We start from the raw sequence: 24,563 nt of genomic DNA on the forward strand, positions 1-24,563 counted from the left end.
CGTCGGTCGGTGATCAGGGTCAGCAGTCAGCGCTCGGCGAGTTCGTACTGCAACACACCGATGGCCGTCCGGCCGTCGACGACGCCGTCTCTCCCGCCGTCGACGACGTCGCTCAGGAGACGGTCGTAGTCTGTCGTGTCGACGCGAATGCTCTCGTTGAAGTCGAGTTCCTGTTCACCCGTCGGTTCACACCCGCGCGCGACGAAGTAGTGGTGGACGGTGTTGCTGATGCCGTTGGCCGGTTCGGCCGTCGTGAGTGGTTCCACGTCGGCCGCTTCGTACCCCGTCTCCTCGGTGAGTTCGCGATAGGCGGCGGCGGCCAGGTCGTCGTCCTCCGGTTCGCTCGTCCCCGCCGGGAGTCCGCGGTTGACCCGTCCGACCGCCTGCCGCCACTCCTCTATGACGACCACGTCGCCGTCGGGCGTGAACGGCAGCACCACGACTGCGGGCGGTTCGTCGACGTAGTGGTAGTCCGTCTCCGTCCCGTCGGGGAGGCGTACGTCGTCCTTCCGGACGTCGAACCCGGGACAACTGTAGTCGATGTCCGTCGCCGTCGTCTCCCACGTGAGGTCGTCGTCGTTCATGGTCCGACGTCCGCGCGAGCAGGCAAAAACAGCCCGGTTGGTGCCCGCGTGTGCCGGTTCTGCGCACCGCCGTGGAATCTCTCCTCGGAGACCCTCGCCGGTTTTAGGCCCGCCTAAAATTCGATGGAGCTATGTATGTTTAGGCGAGCCTAAAATCGTGGTCAGAGATACTGGAGACGAGACGGTACCGACGCGGCGAGACTATCTGAAGTACGGGAGCGGCGTCGTCGTCGGTGGATTACTCGCCGGATGTACGGAGAGTGCAGAGTCGGAGGGCACACCGACGGGCGCCACCGAGACGACGTCGGCAGCGACGTCGACGACGACCGAACCGGTGCAGACCGAAGACGGGAGCTACACCGTCTCGATGGAACCGGTCGGCGACGTCACCTTCGAGTCGGTTCCCGAGACGTGGGTCGCCTACGACGGTGGCTACGCCGACATGGGCGTCGCACTCGGGAAGGCTGACGCGATGACGGGTATCGGCGGTGCGGGTCGCTACTACACGGGCGTCTACGACGAGTTACCCGGCGTGAGCGTCGACCGAAGTACGCTCGAAGCCAACGACTTGGGCAACGCGGATATGTCCAAGGAGATTTTCTACGAACTCGACAACGACGTCCACCTCATGGACCCACAGATGCTCGTCAACTGGTTCGATTGGAGCGAGGGGGATATAGAGGAGATTGCGACGAACGTCGGGCCGTTCGTCGGGAACCTCATCTTCCGCCGCGAAGACGTGTGGCACGACTACCGTTACTACACGCTCTACGAGGCGTTCGAGACGGTCGCCGAGGTGCTTCAAGAGCGGGCGCGCTACGAGGCGTTCGAGGAACTTCACGACGAGTTCATCGCGGACATTCAGACGAAACTCCCGCCGGCGGACGAGCGTCCGAACGTGTTGCTCGTCTACGAGGGGAGCGACGAACCCGAGGAGTTCTCACCGTACCGCCTCAACGACCAGGGAACCAGCAAGAAACAGTGGCGCGACTTGGGCGTCAGCGACGCACTCGCCGGAACGGGTATCCACGGCATCAGCACCACCGACCGCGGACGCATCGACTACGAGACGATGCTCGAAATCGACCCCGACGTCGTCATGCTCCGCGCCCACGAGCGGAAGTCCGCGACCGAGTTCCGCGACACCGTCCTCGCGTTCATGCAGGACCACCCGGTCGGGAGCGAACTCACCGCCGTCCAGAACGGCCGCGTCTACCGCGGCGGCTACCTGTTTCAGGGACCGATTCACAACCTCTTCCTGACCGAGCGAGCGGCGAAACAGCTCTACCCGGACGTCTTCGGCGAGGTGACGAGCGACGAGCAGTTGTTCGACCGCCAGCGCGTCGCCGACGTCGTGGCTGGGGAGTTCTCGGACTAACTCGACGGGTTTCGTCCACCACCGAGAACCCTTCGACACCCGTCGCGGGTCGCCGGTGACGTCAGGTTTTGACCCGTCGTGGCCGAACAGGGAGGTGAGATGTCATCGGAGATGAGCGCCTACGTCATCGAAGAGCACGGCGACCCGGACGTCTTCACCGAGGAGACGGTCGAGGTTCCCGAACCCGCGGCCGACGAGATTCGCGTCTCCGTGACGGCGACGAGTCTCAACCCGGTCGACTACAAGATTCGACGCGGTGACCTGCCGGACTTCGCACCCGAGTTCCCCGCGACGCTCCACTGTGACGTCTCGGGCGTCGTCGACGCCGTCGGCGACGACGTCGAGCAGTTCGAACCCGGCGACGAGGTGTACGGGATGCCCGGCGGTGCGGGCCGGCAGGGTGCACTGGCCGACTTCGTCGTCGGCCACGCGGGGACGTTCGCGCACGCACCCGAGCGACTCCCGCTCGAAGAGGCCGCCGCACTCCCCGTGGTCGCGCTCACCGCGTGGGAGATGCTCACCGACAAGGGTGCGGTGGATATCGACGACGACGTCCTCGTCTACGGCGCGAGCGGCGGCGTCGGTCACGTCGGCGTCCAACTCGCTCGATGGCTCGGCGGGAACGTCATCGCGACGGGGTCGAACGAGCGAAAGCGTTCGCTGGCGAGCGCACTCGGTGCGGACGCAACCGTCGACTACACCGCCACCGACGTCGAGGAGTACGTCGAGACGTACACCGACGGGACCGGATTCGACACCGTCTTCGACCCGGTCGGCGACGACCACCTCCAGACGTCGTTCGAGGCGGTTCGCCCGTTCGGGAGCGTCGTCACGACCGAGTCGAGTTCGACGCAGGACGTCTCGGCGATGCACGCGAACTCGCTGGACCTCGGTGTCGTCCTCGTCATCCTCCCGGTCATCCTCAGGGAGCGACAGGAGCGAATCGGCGAGGAACTCGCCGACATCGCGGCCCTCGTCGACGACGGAGCGATAGAGCCACACATCGACCAGCAGTTCGGTTTCGACGAGGTGTCGGAGGCCCACCGCGTCGGTGAGGAAGGCGACTTCGTCGGAAAACTGCTGTTGGTCAACGAATAGTCGCGGAGACGGCTTCAGATGTCGACGAGCGCCTGCCACGTGTCGTGGCCGACTTTCCCGTCGACGGCGAGTCCGGCGCTACTCTGGAAACTCTCGACTGCGCTCTTCGTCTCGGACCCGTAGTAGCCGTCGACGCTGATACTGTAGCCTTCGCCGTCCCGGAGGTGGTGTTGCGCGCCGTAGGTCGCCCAGTAGGGGTCCTCGCTCGCGGAGAGGACGGGGACGTACAGCGACTCCCAAGTGTTCGGTCCGACGACGCCGTCGACGGCGAGTCCCCGACTCGCTTGGAACTCCTCGACGGCCGTCTCGACTTCCGACCCGTAGATACCGTCGTGGTAGTCGAGGGCGTAGCCGTGGTCTTCGAGGAGGTACTGGATGGAGTACACCGACTCGCCCGAGTCGCCGTCGGCGTAGGTCGGCCAACTGTACGCGGTGCCGCCGTCACCGCCGCTTCCGCTCAACCCCGGGAAGTCCTTCGGAATCGCGTCCGTGTGGCTGATGGAGTCGTAGTACTCGCCGGGGATGTACTGGTACTCGCCGTCGCGTTTGATGTCGAAGTGGACGTGTGCGGCGTAGTCGCCGCCGCTCGACCCGATGTCGGCGATGTGCTCGTGTTTCTCGACGGTGTCGCCGACGGACACCTTCAGGTCGGACTGGCAGTGAGCGTACCGACTCTGGTACCCCGATTCGTGGTCGATGACGACGCGATAGCCGTAACCGCTCGTGTAACTCGCCGTCGAGACGGTTCCCGCGCGAGCGGCGTAGATTGGGTCGCCGGTGTACCGGTCGGCGTCGATACCGCGGTGCGTCCGCGTCCCGCCGTCTCGGGTGTCGTAGTACGTCGACGTGATGGTACCCGTGATTGGCCACGCGAAGTCGCCACCGTCGCTCGCGGCCGCCCGCTCACTCGTGAGGGTCGGTACCGCGAGAGTCGTCGCCGCTGTTCCTACCGCTGTCAGAAACGTCCGTCGAGAGGGACTCTGTCTCATGAACTGAAACACCGAGTAACGACGGGTGCTTGATGAATTTAAATTTTGTCCTAAAATTAGTGAGATAATGTCGTCAGGCTCGACGGCGACGAACGAACTCGCTCAGATACAGCGTCCCACCGCTCAGAACCATCCCGAACGAGACGAGCGTCAAGAGGACGTGTATCTCAGAGAGCCAGAACGGAAGCGGATAGCTACTCTTGGCCGCGCGCAACAGCAACGAGAGGACGGGAATCTCGTTCAACTCGTCTGCGTTCTCGTCGACGTCGTATCGCTGCCCTCCGACCGTCTCGCCCTCGGGAAGGCGTTCTGCTTCGTAGGGAACACGGGGCGTCCGGTAGCTCCAGACCGTCTCACCGGATTCGTTGACCTCGACGATGCGACTGTTCAGCGAGTCGGTGACGAGCGTGTTGCCGTTGTCGAGGCGGTCGGCATCTCGCGGCCAGCGAAGTGAGACGCCATCGGCCTCCGAGAGCGACCACGCGACTTCCCACTCGCCGGACTCGTTCGAGCGGTGGAGTTCGACGACACGACCGTTCTCGCTGTCGGCGACGAGCACCGCCCCGTCGTCCAACCACTGCGGGTTGTGTTGCTTCTCCAGCACGTCGGGGTCGCCGCGGCGCGGCCCTTCCTCTGGCGTCGGGTCCGCGTTGACGACCTCGACGACCTGCGAGTCGTACTTCCCCTCGCCACGTTCGACGACGAGCAGTTGGTTCGCGTTGCGTACCGAGACAAGATATCGGTTCTCGCCGATTCGGTCGACGTCGTTGATGTGAAGCCAGTCGGTTCGTGTCGGGTCTGGCGGGGCCTCGTAGAAACTGCTGGCGTTCCACTGCCACGTCACCTCGCCGTCTTCGACCGTGAAGATACGCTCGGCGTCCATGTCGGTCATGAGGTACTCGCCGGAGGGGAGTTTCTCCACGTCGTGGACCTCGCTGTTACCGCGCGTACGGACGGGGAAACTGTACTCGGAGAGCACTTCGGGGTCCGGTCCGGGCTGGATGATGCGGAACCCGGTGCGGACACACGGCGAGTCGTAGGGTTCACAGTCGGTGTAGCCGCTGTCCATGAACCCGGCCATCACGCTGCCGTTCTCCAGTTGGGTCACGTCGAAGTAGCTGTCGGCGTCGGCCAGTCGCCACGTCGTCTCGTTGCCCGTGACGAGATAGACGCTCCCGTAGTCGTGGAGTCCCGGCCCACCACCTTGTGACCCGACGAGTGTCTCTCTCGACCCGTCGGTACCAGTCGCCGACCCGAGATTCGGTGCCAGCGCCGCGCTGACGAGGAGCATCACCACGAAGAGGGCGACGCCACCACCAGCCAACGCCGTCCCTACAGTGTCTCTCGAAACCATCGATTTGTCGACTGAATGGTACCGAGTAGCGTGGATAAGCTTTCGGAAAGCGAGCGCAATCTCCGCACAGTGTCTCCCGGCAGTCTCGGCACCGGCCCCTCCAATGATGGTGCTCGCCGTCTTGTTTCGTGTATGCACATCGCGCGCCACGAGTCCGGTGTCGGTGGTGCAGTTCGAGCACTCGCTTCGCAGATTCACCCCGTATTCATGCTCCCACCGGTGGCAGCGTCGGCGTTCGGGGCAGTACTCGCCGGGCTTCCTGACCCCGGACTGGCACTCCTCCACGTCGCGACGGCGTTCGTCGCACTCTACACGGCCCACGTGAAAGACGGGTACGTCGACTTCTACCACCGGGGTGAAGACGACGACCACCCCCTGACGGCCGCCGGCTGTCGACTCGCACTGGTCGGGTCGACGGCACTTTTCGTCGCTGGCACCGTCGCTATCGGCGTCCTCGTCGGTCCTCTCGCGGCGCTTCTCACCCTCCCGGGGTGGCTCTTCGGCTACCTGCACGCGCCCTACCTCGACACGAACCCGGTGACGGCGACGATGGGCTACCCACTCGGCATCGGGTTCGCGCTCCTCGGCGGCTACTACGTGCAGGCGGAGTCGCTCTCGGCGACGGTGCTCGCGTTCGCCGTCGTCTTCGTCGCCATCCTCTCGGGTATCAAGACCATCGACGACTCGAAAGACTACGAGTACGACCGCTCTATCGACAAGCGCACCGTCGCCGTCGTCCTCGGCCGACGACGAGCGCGGACGGCGGCGTTCGCGGTCATGATGCTCGGTCTCGTCGCCGCCGTCGGATTCGTGGTCGTCCGGGCCTTCCCACCGAGTGCAGTGTTCGCACCGCTCTCCTTCGCCGTCGTCGCGGCCTTCGCCGCCCGCGGTGACGACGAACTCGCGACGATGCTCCTCATTCGCGGGTCGTACGTCTTCCTCGCAGTCCTCGTCGTCGCGGTGTGGTTCCACCCGCTCTCCTGATTCGCTGTCCGGCTGACAGCTTTTTACTCGTCGCCTCCGAACCGGGAGTATGTTACCCGACATCGGTGTCTTCGGCCCGTACACCTATCTCGTGACCGAAGTCGTCTGGGGGACCATCGCGCTGGCACTCGTCGTCTACGCCGGAGTCGTCCGAGAGGCGGCCCGGACCGTCGCCGTCCTCTACCCCTTCGCCTACGTCTGGGACTGGTACACGCTAGAAGTAGGTGTCTTCGCGATTCCACTCCGGACAGGTGTCGAGTTCCTCGGTATCCCCATCGAGGAGCATATCTTCATGGTCGTCGTCCCCGCGATGGTCGTCGGCACGCACGAGACGATACGGAAACTCACCGAGGAGGAGTAGCTACGACTCCAGGAGTCACGGTACGAATACCCACGAGAACAGCCACCAGACGGACGACGGAAGGGAAAGACGGTTAATCGTTCGGGCCAAACGCGGGACCAAGCGTGCCCGCTACTCTACCGATGACGCACGAGACAGACGCCGCCGCCGACGCTACCGACGACCCGTACGACCTCAACCGTCCGAACGACTGGAGCTACGCCGTCGACGACGGTCGGGTAGTCTACGAGAACGACGACGCGACCGTTCGCGTCTCTATCACGGAGTTCTCTCGGCATCTCCAAGTCTACTGGTGGGTCGACGTGTTCACCCGCGACGACACAGAGGAGACGTGGACCAAACGGGAAGCAGGACTCGGTGACTCCTTCCGTGACCCCGAAGACGCCGCGCAGGTCGCCGAGGTACTCGTCGAATCCGTCGAAGACGGCGACGACTTCACCGAACTCCCCGTCAGCACCGTCGTCTGAGCGAACGGTCGACGACGCTACTCGCCCTCCACACTCTCGGCGCTGTTTCCACGCGTCTCTGGTCTCTGGTCTCTGAACCTCGCTGACGAGCGAGCGCAGCGTGTGTGCCAGTCAGGCGCTCTCGACGACGACGTAGCCGACGCGCTCCTCGTAGTGACTGGTCTCGGCGTCCTCGCTTTGGTCTTCCTGCAAGAACACCTCGACGCTGTCGCTCGTCAGGTTCCGATAGCGGACGACGACCGAGTTCCAGCCGTTGTACGTCTGGACGTCGGCGAGGAACCGTGGGTCGTCGTAGTCGTTCTCGAACTCGATGGTGTACCAGCCGTCGTCGACGGCTTCGGGCGTCCGGCCCGCCTCGAACTGCTGGTCTTCGAAGGACCCCGTCCCCGGTTCGATGGCGACGTAGCCAACCGTCTCGATGTAGTGATAGCCGCCGTGCTCCTCGCCGTCTTCCTCCTGCAGGCGGACGGTGAACCCGTCCGCGTCGAGATTCTGGAGGCGAGTGGTGATGGGGTCGCTGCCGACGACGGTCTGTGCCTGCGAGAGGACGACCGGCGTGGTGTCGAACGACTGGTCGAAGTCGACGCCGCTGAACTGGTTGTTCGTCTGGACGGTCCCGACTTCGGCGGCGAGGCCGCCAACGGTGGTCACGTCGTCGTCGAGGACGAGATAGTGGGCCGTCTCGGTCCAGTGTTCGCCGCTGTCGAGGTACATCCACTCTTCGAGTTGGAACTCGAAGCGCTCGCTGCCGACGTTTCGCAGGCGAACGTCACAGGGATGCGGTCCCTCGTACGTAATCGGGTTGGCGAACGCGACCGGTCTGCTGTACTGCCCTTGGAGGCTCACCGAGTGCCACTCGCCCGCGTCGGCTTGGTCCGTCCGAACCGTCCCCGTCTCGCCCGAGACGGCGGTTCCGGAGTCGCCGCCACTGCCCGATGGGAGGGGGCAACTGCCGGACGTGCTGATGGCACTCGTCTCGACAGACGATTCGCCGACTTCGCGGATGGCGTCGTCGGTGACGTCGATGGTCGAATCGACAACCGTGTTGTTCGTCGAGTCCACGAAGACGATACCGTCGCGGCCCGTCCCGGACTGTTCGAGACAGCAGTTTCGCACCGTGTTGCCGTCGCGTCTGAGCACTATCGCACTCCGGTAGGTGCCACCGCCAGTAATCGAGACGCCGTCGAACGTCCGTGTCCCCGGGTCTGCTGCCGTCGCCTGGTCGACGAAGATGCCGTACCCGGTTCGCGCCCCGTCGGACCCGATGGTCGTGTAGTCTGCACCGATGTAGATGCGGGTGTCCGTGACGTCGAACGACCCGCCGGAGTACGCCCCGACGATACCGCCCGTCCCGTCACTGTCCTTCATCGTGATGTCACAGTCTTCGATGGTGACCGGTCCGGGTCCGTCGGCGATGCGGATGCCGCGCATGTTCCGTGGTTCGTCTTCGGGGAGTGGCAGTGGTTCGTCGACTTCGACGACGGCACCACTGACGACGCTGTTCGGACTCCCGACACGAATCTGTGCGACGTTGTTGTTCCGATAGACGCCGCCGTCGACGGTAACCGACCCGCCGAGGTTCGACACGTAGAGGCCGTTGTCTGCGAACCGTTCGAGACGTGAGTCACGGACGGTCAGCGAGCCATCACCGCTCGCGTAGAGGCCGACCGATTGGCCGCCGTCGGTGGCGACGTAGCGTTCGACGAGTGCCGACCCGCCGTCGTAGATGTTGAGTCCTACCGCCGGCCCACCACCGTCGTGGCTTCCGATCTTCGTGACGTCGCGGAAGACGAGTCCGTCGTGAACGCCGATGTCGACCTGTGGCGAGACGTCGTCGCCGCGATGGTCGAACGTGAAGTTCTCGATGTGGACGTCCCGCGTCTCTGCACCAGCCAACCACAGGTCGGGGTCGTAGTCGTCGCCGGGAACGAGTCTCACGTCCCCCTCGCCGACCATCGCGAAGTTGGTCAACTGATAGATGATGAGCCTGTTCGCTCGATAGGTCCCTTCCGGGAACCGCACGAGGGTATCGTCGCCTTTGACGTCGTCGAAGACGTCGTCGATGGGTTCGCCACCACTGCTGTCTGCACCCGCCTCCTCGATGTCTACGACCGTATCGTAGTCCGATTCCGCCGCCGCCACGACGGAACCGCCCGCACCGACAGAGAGGCACGCGAGACCGACCGACCCCAGAAGGGTCCGCCGGCTCAGCGCGTAGTGACCCGATTGGTCTCGTACCATTGCATGCGTGCGGTCAGTGAACACGACCATAAAGTCAGTGGCAGCAGATTGGCGAGAAGACTTATATATCGTGTGAGAAGAGTGCGAACAGTTGATATGTATATTCAAATATGAATCACTCCTTTGTCAGTCGTCTCCGGGAGCGATGTTGATATACCGAGTCGCTCTGTGTGTGGAGGTGATGATTGACTCGTCGGTGCGAGTTGGCTGCCTCTATCTCGACGACTGCTCGCCGGAACAGCAGGCGGCGTACGACTGGTGTGCGGAGACCGGTGCGGACTGTGACCGTCTCGCCGTCGCCGACGTCGTACAGGGAGCGGGTGAACTCGCCAGGTACGACGTTCTGTGGTGGCACCGGGATGAACCCACTGACGACGAACGTGTGAATGCACTCGAAGGACCGCTCGGTGCCTACCTGCGAGACGGCGGCGGACTCTTCCTCGGACTCCACGCGCTCACCACCGTCCCAGCGCTGGGCATCGACCCCATCGGCCCCGATGTGAACGGCGTCGAAGACGTCCACGAGTCGACGGGGCTCCTCGTCAAACGCCTCCACGCCGACCACCCCGCGTTCGACGGGTTCGAGGGACTTCGCATCCCCACGCGCGGCCCCGGCGGCACGCAACCGGTCGCCCGCTACGAACGCCGACTGCCGTCGACGGGTGACGTCCTCGCGAGCACCGTCCGCGGCGACACCGACCACCCACGACAGGTCTCGACTGTCTCGTGGACCGTCGGCGAGGGGAGCGTCGTCGGCGTCGGGTCGGGTATCACGTTCGACGCTCCGCCGGGAGAGGAACACGCCGGTCGACGCGCTCGCTTCGTCGGCAACGTGCTCTCGTCGCTTGCCAGTGAGGAGGAGACGACACCGACGACCCGCCCACAGACGCCCGAGGGGTTCCAGCGACTCCGTGACGCGTTCGCAGGCGACAAAAACCGACCGCGCTATCACCTCTCTCCGCCGGCGAACTGGCTCAACGACCCCAACGGGCTCATCCAGTGGAACGACCAGTATCACGTCTTCTATCAGTACAACCCGGGCGGGCCGTACCACGGCACGATTCACTGGGGACACGCCGTGAGCGACGACTTGCTCCACTGGCGAGACGAGCCGGTCGCACTCGCGCCGACGCCCGACAGCCCCGACGCCGACGGCTGTTGGTCCGGCTGTGCCGTCGACGACGACGGGACCGTCACGCTCCTCTACACCGGCGGCCGTGACCGCCACCAACTGCCGTGTCTGGCGACGGCAACGGACCCCGAACTCAGGACGTGGGAGAAACTCGACGACAACCCCGTCATCGACGCCCCGCCGTCCGAACTCCACATCTTGGGCACCGAGCACTGGGAGGCGGAGTTCCGCGACCACTGCATCTGGGTCGACGACGGGTCGTGGTACCAACTCGTCGGGTCGGGTATCCGCGACGTCGGCGGGACGGCACTACTCTATCGCTCCGAAGACCTCCGCGAGTGGACCTACCTCGGCCCGATGCTGACCGGCGACTGGGAAGGAGCAGGCCACATGTGGGAGTGCCCCGAACTCCTCGACTTCGGCGAGAAACAGCTACTGCACGTCTCGAACTACGAGACGGTGCCGTACTACCTCGGCGAACTCCGCGACGGGCGACTCGACCGTGAACAGTCCGGTGTCCTCGACTACGGCGAGTTCTACGCGCCCCAGTCGATGCAGTGCGACGACGGCCGACACCTCACGTGGGGGTGGGTCAAAGAGACGCGCGACGAGGCCGCGCAGTGGGACGCCGGGTGGTCGGGACTACTCTCGATTCCGCGCCAGTTGGACCTCGCAGAGGACGGCACACTCCGGCAGCGACCCGCAGAAGAACTCCAGCAACTCCGTGGCGACCACGTCCAACACGAGAACCTGACGCTCACCCCAACCGACCCGAGCGTCCTCGACGTGCGCGGCGTTGCCCTGGAGTTCGACCTCGAACTCACCCTCAACGGCGCGGACGAGTTCGGTCTCGTCGTCCGCGAGTCGCCCGACGGCGTAGAGCGCACCCCGATTCGGTACACGGGCGACGAACTCGTCGTCGACCGGGCGCACGCCAGTCGGAGTACCCAGGTCGCCACAGACGCCCAGCGGATGCCCGTCGACGGTTCGGGGTCGCTCCGACTCCGCGTCTTCCTCGACGGGTCGACGCTCGAACTGTTCGCCGACGACCACCGCTGTCTCACGACTCGCGTCTACCCGACTCGCGAGGACAGCGACGGCGTGTCGCTCTACGCGAAGGGTGGGAGCGTCACCGTCGACCGACTCGACGTGTGGGAGATGGACGCGACGTGGCCGGAGTTCGACGCCCACGAAGAATGACAGACGAATGGAAATTATTTATATCGAGAACGCGTAGGCAGGATATGGACGAGCTACATCCAGTCGAAATCGTCGTTCCCGCGGTGACGTTCACCGTCGCCGGCTTTCTCATCGGTGGAACCGCCGTGGGAGCGGTCGTCGGTGCAGTCGTCGGTATCGCACTCGGCGCGATGGCGAGTGTCGTCGACCACGGAGACGAGGAGCACTTCGTCGGCGCCGACGCCGAGTGACCCGACTGCGGTTCTTCGTTCGGCGAATCGTTGGGAGATGTACTCTGTCGATGTCGAAACGACACTACACGCTCTACAGCACGTTGTTTCTCCTTACTCAGAAGTCTACATCTATGCGGCCACATGATACTCAGGAAAATTTATATTAAGTTCCCAACAATATGTGGTTCTATGGTCCTCGGTCAAACTCCTCCAACACGTGCAGTCATCGACAATTTTGTTCGGCGCGCGTTCGTCGTCGAGTTGGGTATCGTGGTCGCACTGTTCGTCGGATTCCACGCCTTCACGATCGCTCTGGACAACGTCCTCGACCCGTATTTCCTCGACAGCGACACCACGCTGTTGGTCGTACGAAGCGTGCTCGCTCTGGCCGGGATGGGTGTAATTACCATCTCGTATGCATCCTGGCGGGGTTACTCACTCCCTGTGTCACTCCCCAACCGGACGGATGGATGGTTGATAGCCGCTGTCGTACCCGGTACGGCAGTGCTCGCCACGCTCCCGTTCCTGCTGCTCGCCCTGCGTGTGGATGTCGGAGTCAGTCACGTCGCGTCCACAGTCTTCGAACTGGGCGGCATCTTCTTCAACCGGAGGTTGATACGGGTAGCGTATTTCGTGTCGGGGATGGTCCTCCTGTATCACGTTCTCATTCAGGGAGCGCTCCAGCGTGTGTTCGACCACGACCGTAATCTGACCGTCGTCGTGACGACGCTCCTGGGTGGGTATCTGGTGGCATCGACCGTCGTCACGTATGGATCGTTCACTAATGGACCGTGGGTATCTCTCTGGGGGGCTCGCGCCGCGGTAGCGGTACTGTTCGTGCTCGCACTCGGCATCGTCGTCTATGCGGACGAGCGGAGTGATGCCAGCCGGATGCACGGGCTGGGATTGCTGGCCACGCTAGCGACGCTCGTGCTCGCTGTTTTCGTCCTCATGACCGAGGCTGGCTCCCCAGAGGGAGGTCTCGTAGTGCTGACTCGAGCGGCGGTCGTCGGTCTCGCGGCTTACACGTACGATAGAACAGAGTCGCTGGTCAGCCCGACGCTCGTCTACGCGACCTACGCCATCGTGAGCACTGTGTTCTACTCCGCAGTTGTCGCCGCAGTTCTTGGAACCTGATGGCATCGATTGGGTCGTACTCTGTCTCGAACAATCCGAGTGAGCGGTCCTTCGCCGCTGCTTCTGGCCCACTCGCGCTCTCTATTCAGCACGGCCAAATCGTCAAAATCGTAATAGACGTCGACAGAATGTACAGATAACTCTCAGGCGCTACCCGTTCAGTAGCCGCCGAACCGCCGGCCACGACGCGGCTCGAACGGTTCCTCCAACTCCTCGTCTCTCGTCGGGATGTGCCCGTGAGCGAGCGTCCCGCGGACCCACGTCTCGTCGCCGTCGACGCCGAGTCGGAGCGTCGGCGCGAAGTTGCCGCCGAAGCGACGCTGCTGTTCTTCCGGCGGTAAGTCGGCCACGTCGTCCAGCGACCGACCGCGTAGGTCGTAGTAGTTGAAGAAACTGTGAACCAGAATCTCGTCGCGGTGGTCGAACGCGAGCCACGAGTAGGCTTGGAACGGCGCGTTCCCCGGGTTGGCGACGACGAGACCCGACTCGTTCAGCGGTTCGTATTCGCCGTCGAGCGAGTCGGCGACGAAGCCGTAGAGGCCGTCGAAGCCGTGGAGACCCGGTGCGAACGTGTGTTCGTGACTCGGCGTGAAGAGGTAGTAGCGGTCGTCGCGGACGACGACGTGCGGGCGTTCGAGTTCCTGATTGACGCACGTCCCTTCGACCAGCGGTGGCTGTATCTCCCACTCCGTCGGGTCGCCGCTCTCGGAAGTAGCGACGCCGATACAGCCGTTGAACTCCTGTTGGGCCGCGTCGCCGCCGCAGGCGTCGCTCCCTTCGGGAACGGGCGTGTTGCCCTCGAAGAGGAGATGCGTCTTTCCAGTCTGCGGGTCCTCGAAGAACCACGGGTCGCGGAAAGTGTAGATCATCCCACGGGACTGGGATTCAGTCTCGTAGTGCTCGCCGTCGGCGGTGAGCATAATCTCGTGTTCGAACGGCCCGGAGATGTCGACGCCGTCGTCGTCCGCCTCGACGCTCCCGCCGTGGCCGACGGCGAGACGCTGTTCGTAGGTCAGTTCTTCCTCTCCCTTCCGACCAGAAGCGGTGTAGAAGAAGTACAAGTCGCCGTCGTCGTAGAGCGCGGACCCGGCCCACTGCCGCGACCCGAACGTCGTGCCTTCCTCGAAGACGCGCCCGCCGCGGTGCCACTCCTGTCCGTCTCGGGAGTAGAAGTATCGGAGTGCGGCGACGTCGTGGCGCTTGCCGGGGAGGAGGTCTGCCGGAGCGGTCAGCGAGACGACGACGCGCCAGCCGTCGAAGTCGGCCATCGACCCGTCGCGGGTCCGCAGGAGCCACGTGTCCCAGATGTGGAGTTCGGGAAAGGCGTCGTTCGTCGGGGGATAGATGATTGGCGCGACGTTGTCGTCGGTGCGTTCGATTCGCTCGGCTTGCTCGCGAGTCCACGAACTCGGGCGCCGCCCGCCGTCAGGAGATGGAAGAGTCATACGGCGAGGTTTTCGTGTGTACTCGAAAAGTTCCCGGTCCGCGTCGGGCGAACTTACGACCGCTTGCCGACGAACGCCAGCAGTTCCTCGTTCACGCGTTCCGGCGCGTCCATCTGGACCCAGTGACTCGCGTCGGGGATGCGCTGGACCGTCAGGTCCGACACCCACCGGTCGAGGCCCTCGGTCAGTTCTGGAACGAGTGCCATATCGTCTTCACCCCACAGGAGGAGCGTCGGTACGTCGACGTCACGTGCGGCTACGTCGCCGTCGACGAACGGTACGAGGTTCTTCGCCTCCTCGCGAATCACCGACCGGTAGTAGTTGATGGCAGACGTGGCCGCACCGGGTTTCGAGAAGGCCTCTTTGTACCGCTCGACGTCGGCGTCGCTGAAGGCGTCGGGCGTCGACGCCCCCTCTCTGAGAATCTCGTCGAACGCCGCGCAGTCGCGTCGAGTGAGCCACCACTCGGGGAGCCACGGCAGTTGGAAGAAGGCCATGTACCACGACTTCCGGCGTTGCTCGCCGTTCCGGCGCAGTTCACGCTCGAACGCGCCAGGATGCGGCGCGTTCAGGATGGAGAGCGTATCGACCACGTCGGAGTGGCGAGCGGCGACGTTCCACGCGATACCGCCGCCCCAATCGTGGGCGACGAGGTGGCCACTATCACCGAACTCCCGAATCAACTCGACCACGTCGGCGGTGAGTTCGGACATCCGGTAGGCGTCGACGCCGTGTGGTTTCTCCGAGCGGTTGTAGCCGCGCAAGTCGGGTGCGACGACGTGGTACTCCTTCGCGAGTGCGGGAATCTGTTCGTGCCAGGAGTACCAGCACTCGGGGAAGCCGTGGAGGAGGACGATAGTCTCGTCGTCGTCATCGCCCGCTTCGACGTAGTGGAGGCGAACGTCGTTGACGACTGTCTGTCGGTGGACCATCCGTGTGTAGGTGGCCATGGTCGACTGTTCGGCCGAGCGTCACTAAACGTCGCGGGGTTCGTCGCCGACGCGACGACTACCGGTCGACGGATTTCTCTCGGCAGTCGAACTGACAGAGACGAAACCAAATGTTTGTATCAATCGGCCTCGCAACCGAAGGAGATGAGCCATCACAGGTCGAGATTCACCGGTGATTCGAGGCTCCTCCATCGCCGTGCGATTCGAATCCCGCTCCCGAACGAGGCGGCCGAACTCGGTCTCCATCTGAACATGGCGACGACGGCCGCCGCCCAAGAGCAGAAAGCCGACCTCATCGAAGACCCGGACGTGCCGATGTTGGACGTCTACGAGTCACAACTCGACGGTATCGCACAGAGTTACCGCGACGCCGTCGAACGCGATGCGGGCGACGACTTCGAGGGCGCCGCACTCGCCTACTCGTCTGGTGACCGGGCGGACGGCGTCGCGGCGATGGCGGCGTACCTCTCGGAAGGAATCTGGCGCATCCAGCAGATGTTCACGGTCACGGACATGGTCGTCTTCCCAATCGTCCTCCGATACCCCGACTGTTGTACGGTCAACGTTCGGTTCGCTCGCGGCGGTGTGAACGACAACGTCGTCTGGTACGAGTCACCCGAACACTCGGCCGAAGAACTCGACGAGGAGTACGCCGAGGTGTACCACTGCGAGAGTCAGTACTCGCAGCGACAGGCCGCCGAACGCATCAGAGAGAGCGCACAGGTCGTCCGCGACCAGTTCCCCGACCCGCGCGAGACGTCGTTCGAGGAGCGTCGACTCGGCGGCATCGTGACCGCCTTCGGCCGACAGGGGTCGCAGTTCTGCTCCGGTCTCGAAGCAGTGAATCCGAGTCCGGACCGCTTCGACGACACTATCTCCGAACCGCAAATTATCGAGGAGAGCCCGATTGCTCGACAGACCGAAGACGAGTGGCTCGACGACGACGCCGTCGTACTCTGACACTCACATCTCGTCGTTTCTCCCGGCGGCGCTGCTCAGGAAGTGATTCACGAGAGACGTGGGCCGTCCCGGATTGTGAACCAGCGCAAGACGTGCTCGCTTCGCTTCGCTCGTCTTGCAGGGTTCAAATCCTCAGTAACCACTTCCTCACAACTCGATTGAGACTCGCATACGCCTCGCTATCGCTCGGCGACGCTCGGTAGGTGAGTTGTGAGAGAAGTGGGCCGTCCCGGATTTGAACCGAGGTTCCGAGCACCCGATGCTCGAAGGATACCAAGCTACCCCAACGGCCCGCATGTTATCGGATGCGAGGATAGTGTTTAAGGGTTATGATACGTCGACCGAGCGCGGCCCGTTAGCGCACTGCGACCCCCGTGCTGTCACTCGATTCAGTACGTCTCGTACCCGTCCGTGTCGAGGTAGTTGTGTATCACCGTCATCGAGTGGTCGGCGTGGAGCACCTTCGGGCCGATACGGACCCGTTCGTCGGCCGCCTCGGCCAGCAGTTCGGCCTCCTCGTCGGTGAAGTCGTTGTGGTCCGAGAGGACGAACAGCGGATTCTCCGGCGGTTCGACGTCGACGACTGGGTCGCCGTCCTCGTGCAACTGGACGACCGTCGCGTCTCTCGACGCCGCCTCCAGCGTCGCCTCGAAGTCCATCCGGTAGACCGAGACACCCGGCGACGACTCGGCGGGCATGTGGCCGATAGCCTCGTCTTTCTTCTCCAGTGCCTTGCGAACCAGTGCGGCCGTACTCCGCTCGTCGGGGTTGAGTCGCCGGAGTTCACTCCCCTCGAAGCGAACGGTGAGTTCGTCGCCGAGAACGAGGTGGACGCGGACGTCCTCACGGATGGCGTGCGAGAGGAAGAACGCCGAGTTGACACAGCGACACAGCACGTCGAGGCGGCCCGCGCCGCCCGCGATGTCGTCGAGCGAGAAGTCGGAATGGGTAGGGACGTCGTGACCGAGGACGATGAACTGACGCATATCTGGGGATACGGCGAGTGGGTAATGGCTCTGTTCACTCGCCTCCGTGCTCACCCTGTCGACTCGCCGGTTCGTCGATTCGTCACCTCGGCGCTACCGCTATGCTCTCGTGGCCCCTGACTCGGGTATGCAACGGGTCCTCCTCACGCTCCTCGTCCTCCTGTCGGTGCTGTCGACGACGCCGACGGTAGCCGTGGGTGTCCCCGACGTCCGCCTCACTGTCTCGGCCGTGACTGTCGAACCCGAGACGCCGCTCGTCGGCGAGACTATCACCGTCACCGCGACGGTGCAGAACTCCGTCGGGAGCGCCTCAGCCGTCGACGTCGACCGAATCGTCCTCCGCGGCCCCGACGGCCGACTCGACGAGGCGGAGAACGTCGGGTCGCTCTCGACGGGTGACTCCGTGACCGTCCCGCTGACGGCGCGGTTCGACGAACCGGGCGTACGAACGCTGGAACTCCGTATCTCGGGGACCGACGCGAACCGAGACACCGTCAGCATCTCCCACCCCGTCCCCGTCGCCGTCGAACGCGCCGCCCCGCAGGCGACACTCGACGTGTTCGACCCCGCCGTCGACGCCGAAAGCCGAGTCCAGGTGACGCTCGCGAACCCGGCGGCGACACCTGTCCGAAATCTCGTCGTTGGCTTCGACCGACCGTTCGGCGAGAGTGTCGAAGACCGACGGGTCGTCCCGCTTCTCGACGCTGGTGAGACGGTAACGGTGAACCTCACGACGATTCCGGCCACGAGCGGCGAACAGGAACTCGCCGTCCGAGTCGACTACACGAGTGAGTCGGGGACGGAGGCGACGACACGCCTCACTCGGACGGTGACCGTCGAACCCTACGTCGACGACGTCGGCGTCGAGGTGCGACCAGTCCGGCCGACCGAAGACGACGGCGGAACCGACGTCGGCGACCTCCAAGGACTGCTCACCGGCGGCGGGGCGGTCACCGACGCGGGAGAAGCAGGGGAGACCGTCGAACCAGACCCGACGTTCGTCGAAGTGGTCGTCACCAACTTCGGTACCGTCGCCCTCGACGACGTCGTCGTCGCGCCGTCGACGGCGAACGTCTCGCTCCCCAGACAGGCCGTCTCCGGACCGATTCTCCCCGGCGAGAGCGCGACGGCGCTCGGCGACCACCGAGAGGTCAGACAGACCGAGGCCGTGCGAGTCGTCGTCGACTACGAGGCGGGCGTCCGCGAGAGTCGGACGGAGACGACCTACGCCTACCGACCCCTCGTCGGCGACGTTCGTATCACCGACGTGGAGATGACGCGCACCGACGACGGACGAGTCACCCTCTCGGGCAACGCCGCCAACGTCGGCCGCGCGGAGGCGACGGGTCTCGTCGTCGCCGTCCTCCCGTCTGAACTCGTTGAACCCACCTACCCACAGCGCGACTACTTCGTGGGAACGGTCGGCGGTAGCGACTTCGCCCCGTTCGACCTGACCGCGGAGGTCAACGAGTCGGCGACGACGGTACCCGTTCGGGTCACGTATCAGGTCGACGGTGTCCGGTACGACCACGTCTACGACTTGCCGTACGACGTCTCGGAGCGCGAGCGAACCCGCACCGGACTAAGTATCCCGGCGCTCGGCACCGGCATCGCACTCCTCGTGGGCGTTCCTGCGCTCCTCGTCCTCGCGCATCGGTCGGGGCGATTCGACCGATTCCGCCGATGAGCAACCGCGACCCCTCGTCGTCACTCGCCGACCGCTCGCCGTCGCTCCTCCTCGCCCGGCGCAACCTCAGCCGTAACCGACTCCGGTCTGGACTCGCGGTGCTCGGTATCGTCGTCGGCGTCTTCGCCATCGCCGCGCTGGGAATCCTCGGAACCGTCCTCGAACTCACCGCGGCGGACTCGCTCGGCGGCCTCGGCAACCAGGTCATCGTCAGTCCCAACGCCGACGTGGGCAGCGAGACTGTCAGTCCCCGAGACGTCCAGCAGATAGAGCGTATCGCCGAGGGCGCGGAGGTGGTCCCGCTGGTCACGGGCGGCGCAGTCGCAGAGCGTGGCGAGAGCCGAACGTTCGTCACACTCTACGGGACCGAAGAGCCAGCCTCGCTGTTCGTCGCCGCCGACGGTGAACTCCCCGAGCGACACGCTCGTGGGGCTATCGTCGGGTCGGACGTGGCCGCCGACCTCGGCGTCGGCGTGGGACGGACGCTCACCATCGAAGGCGCCGAATACCGAATCGTCGCCGTCCTCGAACCCCAGGAGGGAATCTCGCCCGTCTCGTCGGACAACGCGGTGATTCTCCCACCCGCCGCGTTCGTCGAAGAGGAGTACACGCAGGTCATCGTGCAGGCCGACTCCGGGGCGGAGGCCGCCCGTATCGCAGACGGTATCCGCGAACAACTGAACGCCCGCGACGAACGTGTCGACGTCTTCGAACTCTCCTCTATCATCGACCAGATCGGCGACTTCTTCGACCTGCTCTCGGCGTTCCTGCTCGCCATCGGCTCTATCTCGCTGTTCGTCGCCGGCGTGAGCATCCTGAACGTGATGCTGATGAGTACGAGCGAGCGTCGCGAGGAGATCGGCGTCTTCCGCGCCGTCGGTATCCAGAAGCGCGACGTGATGCGGATGATTCTCGTCGAGGCCGCGCTCCTCGGTGTGGTCGGTGGCGTCTTCGGCGTCGTCCTCGCCGTCGTCGGCACGGCGGCTCTCTACGTCTTCGTCGCCGAAGTGACGCTCTCGGCCGTCGTCGCGGTACAGAACGGCCTCTACCTCCTCGGTGCGTTCGCGTTCGGCGTCGTCGTCAGCCTCGCCTCCGGACTCTATCCGGCGTGGAAGGCGGCGAACGAGCGACCCGTCGACGCGATTCGGGGTGGCTGACCGAGTGAGGGTTTATCACACAGAACGGTACCACCGACCCTGTGCGCTGAGCGACGCACGAAACGCCCCGCGGGAGTACGGCACAGCGTTTCGTGACCTAACCGAGGGTGCCGTCTGTTCGCCTTCTCACCAGTTTGGTCAACCAGCGGACAGTCTCCGCGCAGTTCAAATCTGTTCGGTCCCTAACTACAGGTAAGTCTCGGGTGCTGTCGCGACGACTCGCCCGGAGGAACACCACTTGGAACCGGAGACACCCAACCCGTTCGACGAGTACCGCGATACCGACAGCGACCCGCTGGTCCGCATCTTCGAGGAGTACGGTCGAACGGACCTCCACTGGTTCGTCATCGGTCTCCTCGCCAGCATCGTCGGTCGACTGCTGAGTCTCACGCCACCGCTGGTGCTGGGCCTCGCTATCGACTCGGTGTTCACACCGGGCGGGCCACCGTTTGGTCTCCCACTCGTCCCCGCCACGATGATGCCGTCGACGACGGCGGGTCTCGTGTGGCTCTCCGTCGGACTCATCCTCGGTGCGTTCGCGTTGGGCGTCGTCTTCTCGTGGGTGCAAGGCGTCGGTCTCTCGCTGTTCTCGAACCGCGTCCAGCACGCGGTTCGGACCGACACGTACGCCGCGATGCAGCGACTCGACATGGCCTTCTTCGACGACAAACAGACCGGACAGGTCATGAGCGTCCTCAACAACGACGTCCGGAACCTCCGGACGTTCCTCGACAGCACGCTCTCGGGGGCGATTCAACTCGTCGTCACCGTCGTCGGTATCGCCGTCATCCTGTTCACATTGAACTGGCAACTCGCGCTCGTCACGCTCGTCGCCGTCCCGCTTCTCACGGTGTTCACGCTCCGGTTCATGACGACGATTCGACCGCTCTACCGAGCGCTTCGCGCCAGCGTCGGTGCGCTCAACACGCGTCTGGAGAACAACCTCAGCGGCATCGAGGTCATCAAGACGTCGAACACGGAGATGTACGAGGAGGCCCGCGTCACGGAAGCCTCGCGAGAGTACTACGACCGAACGTGGGACGTCGTCAAACTCGAGTATCTCTACCAGCCGAGTATGGAACTCCTCGCGGGTGTCGCGTTCGCGGCTACGTTCGTCGTCGGTGGACTGTGGATCGCCTTAGAGGAGCCTCCGCTGTTCTTCACCGGTGACCTCCTCGTCGGCGAGTTCGTCACGTTCCTGTTCATGACCCAGCGGTTCATCGACCCACTTGCGGGGGCGGGACGTATCGTCAACGCCTACGAGAACGCCCGTGCTTCCGGCGAGCGTATCTTCGGTCTCTCGACGCTTCCCGTCACTATTGGCGACGATGCCGACGCAGTCGCGCTCGACGACGTTCGAGGGGCTATCGAGTACGACGGCGTCGACTTCGCCTACGCGAACGGCGTTCCCGTCCTCCACGACGTCGACTTCACTGTCGACCCTGGCCAGACAGTCGCACTCGTCGGCCCGACCGGTGCCGGGAAGTCGACGGCGGCGAAGCTCCTTCTGCGCCTCTACGACGTGACTGATGGGACGATCCGACTCGACGGAACCGACGTTCGAGACGTTCGACTCGACAGTCTCCGCTCGGCCGTGGGGTACGTCAGCCAAGAGGTCTACCTGTTCGACGGGACGGTTCGAGAGAACCTGACCTATGGCGCGTTCGACGCGACGGAAGTCGAGATGGTCGCCGCCGCGGAGGCGGCCGAGGCCCAGGAGTTCATCGAACGTCTGCCCGACGGCTACGACACCCGAATCGGAGAGCGTGGTGTGAAACTCTCCGGCGGTCAGCGTCAGCGCATCAGCCTCGCTCGTGCCATGTTGCAGGACCCGGCCGTCCTCGTCCTCGACGAGGCGACGAGCGCCGTCGACACCGAGACGGAACTCTACATCCAGCGGGCGCTCGCTCGGTTGACCGAGGGTCGGACGACGATGGTCATCGCGCACCGACTCTCGACGGTTCGCCACGCCGACCAGATTCTCGTCCTCGACGGCGGGCGAGTCGTCGAGCGAGGGACACACGACGAGTTGCTCGCACAGAACGGTCTCTACGCGACGTTGTGGAACATCCAAGCCGGCGCACTCGACGAAGCGGATGCCGACATCCTCGACGAGTTAGCTCGCCGCGAACGTTCTGCGGTCGAGACCGACTGATCACCGGTCGAACTCAGTCGAGTTCTTTGACGACTCGTGCTGGGTTACCGCCGACGACGACGTTCTCCGGCACGTCCTTCGTCACGACTGCACCCGACGCGACGATCGCGTCGTCACCGACGGTGATACCGGGGTTGACGACCGCTCGCCCACCGAGCCAAACTCGACTACCGATGTCGACGGGTTCGCCGTACTCCGGCCCGGCCACCCGCGTCTCGGCGTCGAGCGGGTGCGTCGCGGTGTAGATGTGAACACCCGGTGCGAGCATACACTCGTCACCGAACGTCACCTCACACACGTCGAGAATCACGCAGTCGTAGTTCGCGTAGAACGAGTCTCCGACGTGGATGTTGTACCCGTAGTCACACCGGAACGGCGGTTCGACGTGGCAGTTCTCGCCGACGGAGCCGAAGAGTTCAGAGAGGAGTTCCTCGCGTCGGTCGTGTTCTGTCTCCGTCGTCTCGTTGTACTGCCGGGTGAGGCGTTTCGCTCGTTCTCGCTCTTCGACGAGGACGGGGTCCGATGCGTCGTAGAGGTTACCTGCGAGCATCTTCTCTTTCTCCGAGTCCATGAATCCGCCCACACGGGGTGGTGAGATAAACTGTCGCCTACTGTGATTGCCGAGTTAGTTGTCGTCGCCACTACTGTAGTAGTTGGCGAGGCCGGCACCTACGACGCCGCCTGCGGCCGCCGCCGCTGCCAGCTTCTGCCACTCGGGCATCGACCCAGTACCACGCTCCAACGCTCCGTCGCCGTCGGCTGTGTCTGGGACGGTGACGATGTACGCGTGGGTCTGTCCGGCCGCTATCGATGTCGTCACCGCCGAAGAGAAGAGTTCACCGCTCGTGTCGGCGGCCACCGTCTTCAGCGTGTAGTCGGTCGGTCGTTGGCCGGTGATAGCCACGTGATACTCGCCGTCTGGGGCACCGTAGCGGTAGCGCATCGCGTGACACTCGGTCTGACGACGGTCCATGTTGTTCGACGCGATACGTGAAACTGGGTTTCCGTCAGGCCCGGAGACGGCGACGGCGACGGCGTCGCTGTCGACGGTGAACATCGTCAGCGCGAGGAGGCGCTCCCGAAGGGTTGTTTGGCTCACGTCGGATGCGAGGTGAGTGTCCGGGTCGCTCCGTGCGCGGATGATGCGGTCCCAGCGGTTGTAGACGAACTCACTGAAGCCGTCGAACGACTCGTAGCCCGGTCCACGAAAACCGGTCTTGTAGGGTTGGACTGTCGGCGTGTCGCCCGTCGTATCGACGAACAGCCTGGCCGTCCGTCGGTTGGCGCTCCGCTTGTAGAACCGTGCTTGAAAGTTCGGGTCGTAGAGGGAGAGAGAGACTCCAGTCGGCGACCGTTCGTAGTCGTAGACGAGCGCTTGATGTGCGAGTCGCGTCTTCGGGTCGTACAGGGTGATTCCCGCCGTGCCGAGTTCGTCGACGACGGCGGTGAGGTTCGTCAGTTGCTGTTCGTAGTCGATCCACGCGGGGTTGATGAGGTTCCGTCGGCCGAACCACGAGTAGAGGCTCAGTGCCTGTGTGGTCTGATAGAGGTCTACCTCCTCGGCGACCGGCCCCGAGTCGGGGCGCTCCGTGGGTGCCTCCGGGTGACGCACGTCGCTTGCGGTATCCACGTCGAACGGGAGAGTGTCCGGTCGCTCGAAGTACTGCTGTGCCGTGAACACCATCCCGTAACAGTGGCCGTTCGTCGCAGACAGTTGGTTCGCCGTGACGTACACCTGTTCGGCGATGGTGTTGACGAGAGTACTGGGAAGCCCACTCATCTCGACGTCGAAGACGCTCTCCAGTGGGTCTTTCCAGTCGCGTTTGATGGTCCGTCTGACTTCGCGCTCCGACACGTCTCGGTGGTCGTGGCTGGGAACGATGGGGTCCGTCGTCGCCCAGTTCCGGAAGCCGAACCCGTGGACGGCGGGGTCGAACACCCGTGACTGCTGTCGGTTCGACGTGGCCCTCGCCCGCCCGACTGCCGAGAGGCCGGTCGGAACCAGTGACAACGAGGTGACTCGGCGGAGGAACCGGCGCCGAGTCGGACGAGGTGACATCGTTACGTTATCCAAGCGGTTCTCCTA

The 24,563-nt window shown here is 64.2% G+C and carries 21 protein-coding genes and 1 tRNA gene; 12 read left to right on the forward strand and 10 right to left on the reverse strand.

What is annotated here, in order from left to right; translation table 11 throughout:
- Positions 1–26: 26 nt before the first annotated feature.
- Positions 27–584 carry an NUDIX hydrolase gene (locus BM083_RS04650; protein ID WP_089866369.1) on the reverse strand — a complete coding sequence of 186 codons (558 nt, stop codon included), beginning with the start codon at positions 582–584 and terminating at the stop codon, positions 27–29.
- A 154-nt stretch (positions 585–738) separates the two neighbouring features.
- Here BM083_RS04650 and BM083_RS04655 point away from each other — a divergent pair, with 154 nt between their 5' ends.
- The gene (locus BM083_RS04655) at positions 739–1,962 is read left to right on the forward strand and encodes an ABC transporter substrate-binding protein (RefSeq protein WP_177197576.1); all 1,224 of its coding nucleotides are present in this window, start codon (positions 739–741) and stop codon (positions 1,960–1,962) included.
- A gap of 99 nt (positions 1,963–2,061) precedes the next feature.
- The gene (locus tag BM083_RS04660; protein ID WP_089866378.1) at positions 2,062–3,060 is read left to right on the forward strand and encodes a zinc-binding dehydrogenase; all 999 of its coding nucleotides are present in this window, start codon (positions 2,062–2,064) and stop codon (positions 3,058–3,060) included.
- Positions 3,061–3,074: 14 nt separating this feature from the next.
- On the opposite strand, the gene BM083_RS04665 is transcribed toward BM083_RS04660, so the two are convergent.
- Positions 3,075–4,049 (reverse strand): peptidoglycan hydrolase, encoded by a 975-nt coding sequence (locus tag BM083_RS04665; protein ID WP_089866382.1) that lies wholly within the window; start codon positions 4,047–4,049, stop codon positions 3,075–3,077.
- A 73-nt stretch (positions 4,050–4,122) separates the two neighbouring features.
- Positions 4,123–5,403, reverse strand: coding sequence for an aryl-sulfate sulfotransferase (locus BM083_RS04670; RefSeq protein WP_089866386.1), 1,281 nt, complete (start codon positions 5,401–5,403; stop codon positions 4,123–4,125).
- A 132-nt stretch (positions 5,404–5,535) separates the two neighbouring features.
- Here BM083_RS04670 and BM083_RS04675 point away from each other — a divergent pair, with 132 nt between their 5' ends.
- From BM083_RS04675 to BM083_RS04685, 3 genes are all read left to right on the forward strand, one after another.
- The gene (locus BM083_RS04675) at positions 5,536–6,387 is read left to right on the forward strand and encodes a UbiA family prenyltransferase (protein WP_089866389.1); all 852 of its coding nucleotides are present in this window, start codon (positions 5,536–5,538) and stop codon (positions 6,385–6,387) included.
- Positions 6,388–6,436: 49 nt separating this feature from the next.
- The gene (locus BM083_RS24055) at positions 6,437–6,748 is read left to right on the forward strand and encodes a lycopene cyclase domain-containing protein (protein ID WP_089866392.1); all 312 of its coding nucleotides are present in this window, start codon (positions 6,437–6,439) and stop codon (positions 6,746–6,748) included.
- Between the two features lie 122 nt (positions 6,749–6,870).
- A complete protein-coding gene (locus tag BM083_RS04685) occupies positions 6,871–7,215 on the forward strand; it encodes a hypothetical protein (protein WP_089866395.1) in 345 nt (114 codons plus the stop codon).
- A 111-nt stretch (positions 7,216–7,326) separates the two neighbouring features.
- Here the strand turns inward: BM083_RS04685 and BM083_RS23140 are convergent, their stop codons facing one another.
- Positions 7,327–9,456: a right-handed parallel beta-helix repeat-containing protein gene (locus tag BM083_RS23140; RefSeq protein WP_177197538.1), complete on the reverse strand. Its 2,130-nt coding sequence runs from the start codon at positions 9,454–9,456 to the stop codon at positions 7,327–7,329.
- 181 nt (positions 9,457–9,637) lie between these two features.
- Here BM083_RS23140 and BM083_RS04695 point away from each other — a divergent pair, with 181 nt between their 5' ends.
- The 3 genes from BM083_RS04695 (at position 9,638) to BM083_RS04705 (ending at position 13,137) form a co-directional block, all read left to right on the forward strand.
- A complete protein-coding gene (locus BM083_RS04695) occupies positions 9,638–11,788 on the forward strand; it encodes a GH32 C-terminal domain-containing protein (protein ID WP_089866398.1) in 2,151 nt (716 codons plus the stop codon).
- Between the two features lie 44 nt (positions 11,789–11,832).
- Positions 11,833–12,018, forward strand: coding sequence for a hypothetical protein (locus tag BM083_RS04700; RefSeq protein ID WP_089866401.1), 186 nt, complete (start codon positions 11,833–11,835; stop codon positions 12,016–12,018).
- Positions 12,019–12,189: 171 nt separating this feature from the next.
- On the forward strand, positions 12,190–13,137 hold the full coding sequence (locus BM083_RS04705; protein ID WP_143085679.1) for a hypothetical protein: 948 nt from the start codon (positions 12,190–12,192) through the stop codon (positions 13,135–13,137).
- Between the two features lie 158 nt (positions 13,138–13,295).
- Here the strand turns inward: BM083_RS04705 and BM083_RS04710 are convergent, their stop codons facing one another.
- The gene (locus BM083_RS04710) at positions 13,296–14,582 is read right to left on the reverse strand and encodes a glycoside hydrolase family 68 protein (protein WP_089866409.1); all 1,287 of its coding nucleotides are present in this window, start codon (positions 14,580–14,582) and stop codon (positions 13,296–13,298) included.
- Positions 14,583–14,635: 53 nt separating this feature from the next.
- Positions 14,636–15,532, reverse strand: a complete 897-nt coding sequence (locus tag BM083_RS04715; RefSeq protein WP_089866412.1) for an alpha/beta fold hydrolase — start codon at positions 15,530–15,532, stop codon at positions 14,636–14,638.
- Between the two features lie 144 nt (positions 15,533–15,676).
- Here BM083_RS04715 and BM083_RS04720 point away from each other — a divergent pair, with 144 nt between their 5' ends.
- Positions 15,677–16,492 carry a hypothetical protein gene (locus tag BM083_RS04720; protein WP_089866416.1) on the forward strand — a complete coding sequence of 272 codons (816 nt, stop codon included), beginning with the start codon at positions 15,677–15,679 and terminating at the stop codon, positions 16,490–16,492.
- Between the two features lie 220 nt (positions 16,493–16,712).
- Here BM083_RS04720 and BM083_RS04725 read toward each other — a convergent pair.
- Positions 16,713–16,785: transfer RNA gene (locus BM083_RS04725), tRNA-Pro, on the reverse strand.
- A gap of 96 nt (positions 16,786–16,881) precedes the next feature.
- The gene (gene trmY / locus BM083_RS04730) at positions 16,882–17,478 is read right to left on the reverse strand and encodes a tRNA (pseudouridine(54)-N(1))-methyltransferase TrmY (RefSeq protein WP_089866419.1); all 597 of its coding nucleotides are present in this window, start codon (positions 17,476–17,478) and stop codon (positions 16,882–16,884) included.
- A 127-nt stretch (positions 17,479–17,605) separates the two neighbouring features.
- Here trmY and BM083_RS04735 point away from each other — a divergent pair, with 127 nt between their 5' ends.
- The 3 genes from BM083_RS04735 (at position 17,606) to BM083_RS04745 (ending at position 22,477) form a co-directional block, all read left to right on the forward strand.
- The gene (locus BM083_RS04735) at positions 17,606–19,165 is read left to right on the forward strand and encodes a COG1361 family protein (RefSeq protein ID WP_089866421.1); all 1,560 of its coding nucleotides are present in this window, start codon (positions 17,606–17,608) and stop codon (positions 19,163–19,165) included.
- Entirely contained in the window at positions 19,162–20,322 is a 1,161-nt protein-coding gene (locus BM083_RS04740; protein WP_089866424.1) for an ABC transporter permease, read from the forward strand. The genes BM083_RS04735 and BM083_RS04740 overlap by 4 nt, the downstream gene beginning before the upstream one ends.
- Before the next feature lie 295 nt (positions 20,323–20,617).
- On the forward strand, positions 20,618–22,477 hold the full coding sequence (locus BM083_RS04745; RefSeq protein ID WP_177197577.1) for an ABC transporter ATP-binding protein: 1,860 nt from the start codon (positions 20,618–20,620) through the stop codon (positions 22,475–22,477).
- A gap of 13 nt (positions 22,478–22,490) precedes the next feature.
- Here BM083_RS04745 and BM083_RS04750 read toward each other — a convergent pair whose 3' ends face one another.
- Together BM083_RS04750 and BM083_RS04755 are read right to left on the reverse strand one after the other, a co-directional pair.
- Entirely contained in the window at positions 22,491–23,048 is a 558-nt protein-coding gene (locus tag BM083_RS04750; protein WP_089866431.1) for a sugar O-acetyltransferase, read from the reverse strand.
- 54 nt (positions 23,049–23,102) lie between these two features.
- Entirely contained in the window at positions 23,103–24,536 is a 1,434-nt protein-coding gene (locus BM083_RS04755) for a hypothetical protein (RefSeq protein WP_143085680.1), read from the reverse strand.
- Positions 24,537–24,563 lie beyond the last annotated feature (27 nt).

The organism is Halogranum rubrum, assembly GCF_900114455.1.
Lineage (GTDB): Archaea > Halobacteriota > Halobacteria > Halobacteriales > Haloferacaceae > Halogranum > Halogranum rubrum.